Here is a 5,683-nt window from a genome sequence, read left to right on the forward strand (position 1 = left end):
TGGCGAGACCCTGGAGGATGGGTCCGACGGCTTCGCCGCCTCCAAGGCGTTCGGCCAGTTTGTAGCCGATGTTGCCTGCCTCGAGGCTGGGGAAGATGATGACGTTGGCGCGTCCGCCGACTGGGCTCGAGGGGCATTTGCGCCGCGCGACGTCCGGCACCAGGGCCGCGTCCGCCTGCAGTTCGCCGTCCACCATCAGGTCCGGTTCCAATTGGTGCAGGCGTTCGGCGACTTCAACCATTTTCTTCGGCCCCGGCGCCTTGGCCGAACCTTTCGTGCTGAACGAGAGGAGCGCGATGACCGGCTCCGTGCCGGTGAAGAGGCGCCAAGAGTCGGCGGTGATTCGCGTGATGTCCACCAGTTGGTCGGCGGTCGGATCCGGCACGACGCCGCAGTCGGCGAACATCAGGACGCCGTTCATCCCGAACTCGGTCCGCGGGAAGACGGTGATGAAACAGGAGGATGCCGTCCTGACGCCCTCGCGCATTCCGACGCAGTACAGCGCCGCCCGGACGACGTGGGGCGTGGGCGACGCGCTGCCGGCCACCATGCCGTCCACCTCGCCGGTCCGAACGCACATCGCGCCGTAGAAGACGGGGTCGGCGACGATGCGGCGGGCCTCGTCGGGCGTGACGCCCTTGTGCTTGCGCAGTTCGTGGAATGTGCGGGCGAAGGCGTCGAGGCGCGCGGGATCGCCGGGCGGCAGGAACTCGAACCGGCCGGGGTCGCCTCCCGCGCGGGCCAGGGGTTCGGCCAGTTGCTCCTGGTCGCCCAGGAGGACGATTCGGCAGAAACCTTCCTTCCGGATTTGTGCGGCGGCGCGGAGGATGCGCTCGTCCTTGGTTTCGGCGAGCAGGATGCGGCGTCTGGCGGGGCGGACGCGATTCTTGATCGTCTCGAAAAGGTTCACGTTGAGGCTCCTCGTGGGATTCTCACGGCCGACGGGCCATGGGCGGTTCAATCGCCTTGCGGCTTCAACCCGTATTTCTGCACGCGGTATCGCAGTTGGTCGCGCGTCATGTTGAGGAGGGCGGCGGCGCGCGTCTGGTTGCCGCCCGTTCGCTTGAGCGCCTGCTCCACCAGTTGGCGTTCGACCTCCTTGAGGTCGATGCCTTCGGGTCCGAGGCGGATGACGGACTCGCCTTCGCCGGTCCCGTTGCGGGCGGGGGGCTGGCGGATTTCGGCCGGCAGATCGGCCAGGGTCAATCGGCCGCCGCCCGCCAGGAGCATCGCCCGTTCCAGGACGTTCCGCAGTTCCCTCACGTTGCCCGGCCACGAGTGGGTCTGCATAATGGCCATGGCGGTGGGCTCGACGCCCGTGATCTGTTTGTGGAACTCGCGGTTGTACTCCTGGATAAAGTAGTCGGCCAGGAGGGGAATGTCCCCGGGCCGATCCCGCAAGGGGGGCAGCGTCACGGGCAGGATGTTCAGGCGGTAAAACAGGTCTTCACGGAAACGCCCTTGAGCCACGAGGCCCCGCAAGTCGCGGTGGGTGGCGGCGATGATGCGCACGTCCACCAGGAGGTCTTCCGTGCCGCCCACGCGCCGGAACGCCTTCTCCTCGAGGAACCGCAGCAGTTTCGCCTGGAGGGGGGGCGGCATGTCGCCGATCTCGTCCAGGTAGATCGTTCCGCCGTCCGCCATCTCGAACAGGCCGCGCTTCTGCTGGCGGGCGTCGGTGAACGCGCCCTTCTCGTGGCCAAACAGTTCGCTCTCCAGCAGCGGCTCGGGCAGGGCGGTGCACGTGATGTTCATGAAAGGGTTTTCGGCCCGGGGACTGTTGAAGTGGATCACCTTGGCCGCCAGGTCCTTGCCGGTCCCGCTTTCGCCCTGCAGGAGGATCGTGCGCGGTTCGGACTCCGCCAGGTGCTGCAGAAGGTGGATGATCTGGAGCATCTCGGGGCTGCGCGCGACGATGTGATCGAAGCTGAACTCGCGGACCTGCGTCGAGCGGATGCGCGCGACTTCCGAGCGCAGTCGCTTCGCCTCCAGCGCCTTATCGACGACGACCATCATCTCCTCGGGGCTGAACGGCTTGGAGATGTAGTCGAACGCGCCGCGCTGCATCGCCTGAATGGCGACCTCGATGTTCGTGAACCCCGTCATGAAGATCGTCGGGACTTCAGGCCACTGCCGGCGGATTTTGGCGAGCACCTCCAGGCCGTCGTCGTCCGGCAAGCGATAGTCCAGGATGGCGAGGTCCGCCGGCCCCGCCGCCAGATGCGCCAGGCCCTCGGCCGCAGTGGCCGCCGCCTCCACGCGGTACCCGCGCCGTTTCAGATGCTCGGCGAGCGTGTCGCGGACCGTCGACTCGTCCTCGATGATGACGACCGACACCTGGGCCAAAGGATTCCTTTCGCGGTCAAGTGCGCCAAAGACAGCCGGCAGTGTACCGGCCGGGACCGACCTTTTCAAGCGCGCGAACCCCCGGACGCCGTCGGCATTTCCTCCCGGCAGAAACCCCTCTATTCTAAGTGCGACGCCCTTCTGTTACAATGACGCCGGGAAAAGGGTTGACCGGAAACGGCCGGCAACCTATATCCGTTATCCGTGGAAGGTCTGGAGCGACAGACGACGCCAGGCAGGAGAGCCTTATGTACGCGGTGATCATGGCGGGGGGCGAGGGGACGCGGTTCTGGCCGGTCAGCCGGCAGGAGTGCCCCAAACCCTTCCTCAGCATTCTCGGCAGCGAGCCGCTCATCGTTCAAACGGTCGCGCGACTTCAGGGCTTTATCCCGAAGGAGCGGATCCTCGTTTTCATCAACCGCAAGCACCACGACGTCGCCCGCCGTCTGCTGGCGGACCTGCCCGAGGAGAATCTCATCCTCGAGCCTCGCATCCGCGACTCGGCCCCGTGTGTCGGTCTGGCCGCCGAGATCGTCCGCAAACGCGCCGGCGACCAGACGATCTTCTGTTTTCCCTCGGACCACATCATTCACCCGGCCGAGGCGTTCCGCGACTGCCTCGAGCACGCCGACGCCTGCGCCCGGAGCGCCCCGGCCCCGCTTTACACGATCGGCATCCGGCCGACGTATCCCGCGACCGGTTACGGGTACATGCTCCGCGGCCAAATCATCAAGGAGGTCAGCGGCCAGCCCGTCTACGAGGTCCTGAGTTTCCACGAGAAGCCCGCCCTCGCCGTCGCCGAGGCTTACTTCGATTCCGGCGACTATTTTTGGAACAGCGGCATCTTCTTCTGGCGGACCGATACGATCCTCGACGCGATCGAACGCAACCTGCCGGAACTCCACGAGGGCCTCCAGGAACTCGCGCCCGACCTCGACACCGACCGCATGCCGGCCGCGATGGCGCGCGTCTTCCCGCGCCTGCCGCGCATCAGCGTGGACTACGGCCTCCTGGAAAAGGCCGACCAGGTCTGCGTCATCGAGGGCCGTTTCGCCTGGGACGACGTCGGCACCTGGCAGGTCCTCTCGGGCCATCTGCCGGCCGACGAGCGCGGCAACTTCGCCCAGGGCGCCAGCGTCACCCTCGACTCCAACGACAACATCCTCTACACCACCAACGAGCACCTCATCGCCGCGATCGGCGTCTCGAACCTCATCATCGTCGCGACGCCCGACGCCACCCTCATCACCACCCGTGACCAGGCCCAGAGAGTCAAGGAACTCGTCGCCAAACTCAAGGACGAACGCCTCGACCGGTACCTGTAGTGATGTGTTATGACAAACACCAACCCAATGCAGATACGGGGCAATTAGAAGGAAGGCTACGTCCTGGACTATCACACGGTTTCGAGCGAGTACCTCGGCGACGACGAGTACGGTCACCCTCAGTTTAAGACGGAGCATACGGAAATTGGCGAGCTGCTTTACCGCCTGAAGTATCGCGGTGACCGGTCCGTTATCGAGGAGTTGGCTGAAGTTGCGGCGGGCTTTGTCAAATCATGGCAGCCGCGCGTGGAGGTGATTGTCCCTGTGCCGGCCTCTCGATCAGACCGGAGAGAGCAGCCGGTCCTCCTCTTGGCAGAAGCGATGGGGCAGAGACTTGGCATTCCTGTCCGCGGCGAATGTCTTGTTAAGGCCAAGGAGTTATCTGAGCTCAAGAACGTATTCGATCGCAAGGAGAGGCGCCGGCTGCTCGACGGGGCGTACCGAGTGGCCACAACGGCCCTGGGCGGGAAGGAGGTGCTGGTTCTCGATGACTTGTACCGCTCGGGCGCCACGATGAGTGCCGTGGCCCACGCCCTCAGAAGCGAAGGGAGTGCGGCAAACGTGTATGTCCTGGCTCTCACCCGCACTCGCAGGAGGCGCTAATGAGGATTTTCATCGGCGGTTCCAGACACGTCACGAACCTCGGTTCCGAAGTGCGCCGGGAACTGGACGCGATTATGCATGGTGGGCACAGTGTGCTCGTCGGTGACGCGAACGGCGCGGACAAGTCAGTTCAGCGATATCTCCATGCGAATGCATACCGGCACGTCCAGGTGTTCTGTGTCAAGGGGACGTGCCGCAACAACCTTGGCGGTTGGCCGGTCAGGTCCGTAGTGCCTCCTCATCGAAGAAAGGATTTCGGCTACTACGCCGCGAAGGATGAAGAGATGACAGATAAGGCCGCAAGGGGCTTCATGCTCTGGGACGGCAGGAGCCTTGGGACCCTCGCCAATGTTTTCCGCCTCCTGAAGCAGGCCAAGAGATCCCTCGTCTATGAGGCTCCGAGAAAACAGTTTATCAATGTCGAAAACGAAGCCGATTGGCAGCAGTTGTTGTCTCGCTGTGCCCCGGAAGTGCGTCGGCGTTTTCGGGAACGGATATGCTCGGATGCGGAGAAACTTCACACGCCAAGCCAACTCGCGCTCTTTTAGCCTGATACGCTCAGCCCTGTTTTGATCATGCGTGTCCCTTCACACGGACCCCGGTCCCGGCGCGCGACTCGGTGGCGACGCGCCTGGCCGCGCGGCGGGCGTAGACTTGCGAGAGTTCCACGCCGACGAAGCGCCGACCGTGCCGCGCGGCCGCAAGGAGCGTCGTCCCGCTCCCCGCAAAGGGGTCGAGCACCAGGTCGCCCGGATTCGAGCACGCCAGGACGATCCGCTCCAGCAGGCGCACCGGCATCTGGCACGGGTGCCAGCCGACGCGCTCTTTGTATGTTCCGCAGACCCGCGGGAACTCGTTCCAGACGTCGCCCGGCAGTTTGCCGTCCGGGTTGGCGCGCTTGTCGTTGTACTTCAGTTGCCGGTCCGACTTCACGCGAAGCGACGGGTCGCCGGCGTTGAACGTGAACCGCTTCGGATTCTTGACGAAGTACAAGAGGTGCGTGTGGCATCGGTTGAACTTCTGCGTGCAGTTCTGGCCGAACGTGTAGTGCCAGACGATCCAGTTCCGAAGCGTCGCACGCTCGCGCATCCGGACGCGGACCTCGGCCGCGTACTCGTCGCCGATGGCGATCCAGAACGTCCCCGTCGGCTTAAGGACCCGCAGGCACGCGTCAATCCATCGCTCGGTCCACGCGAGGTATTCCTTCGGCGGGCGATCATCGCGGTAGCGGTCGTACCGATAGCCGATGTTGAAAGGCGGATCGGCGAAGACGAGGTCCACGCACCCCTCGGGCCAGCCGGCGAGCACTTCGACGGCGTCGCCGCGGACGATGGTGCCGACGGGCGGCTCTTCGGACATGGCTTTCACCCCCAGCGATTGCGGGCGCTGTCCCCCGCGGCCCCACCCCT

At 64.9% G+C, this 5,683-nt stretch carries 5 protein-coding genes; 2 read left to right on the forward strand and 3 right to left on the reverse strand.

Going from position 1 to position 5,683, the window contains the following annotated elements:
- Together NTX40_04880 and NTX40_04885 are read right to left on the reverse strand one after the other, a co-directional pair.
- Nucleotides 1-910, reverse strand: a 910-nt coding sequence (locus tag NTX40_04880) for a phosphate acyltransferase (GenBank protein ID MCX5648417.1), incomplete at its 3' end; no start/stop codon positions are given.
- A gap of 47 nt (nt 911-957) precedes the next feature.
- Nucleotides 958-2,337 carry a sigma-54 dependent transcriptional regulator gene (locus NTX40_04885; protein MCX5648418.1) on the reverse strand — a complete coding sequence of 460 codons (1,380 nt, stop codon included), beginning with the start codon at nt 2,335-2,337 and terminating at the stop codon, nt 958-960.
- 257 nt (nt 2,338-2,594) lie between these two features.
- On the opposite strand from NTX40_04885, the gene NTX40_04890 reads away from it, so the two are divergent.
- Nucleotides 2,595-3,671 (forward strand): mannose-1-phosphate guanylyltransferase, encoded by a 1,077-nt coding sequence (locus tag NTX40_04890; GenBank protein MCX5648419.1) that lies wholly within the window; start codon nt 2,595-2,597, stop codon nt 3,669-3,671.
- Between the two features lie 602 nt (nt 3,672-4,273).
- Entirely contained in the window at nt 4,274-4,822 is a 549-nt protein-coding gene (locus tag NTX40_04895) for a hypothetical protein (GenBank protein ID MCX5648420.1), read from the forward strand.
- Between the two features lie 25 nt (nt 4,823-4,847).
- Here NTX40_04895 and NTX40_04900 read toward each other — a convergent pair whose 3' ends face one another.
- Nucleotides 4,848-5,633 (reverse strand): site-specific DNA-methyltransferase, encoded by a 786-nt coding sequence (locus tag NTX40_04900; GenBank protein ID MCX5648421.1) that lies wholly within the window; start codon nt 5,631-5,633, stop codon nt 4,848-4,850.
- Between the last annotated feature and the right edge of the window lie 50 nt (nt 5,634-5,683).

The sequence above is a fragment of the Planctomycetota bacterium genome, from assembly GCA_026387035.1.
Lineage (GTDB): Bacteria > Planctomycetota > Phycisphaerae > FEN-1346 > FEN-1346 > JAPLMM01.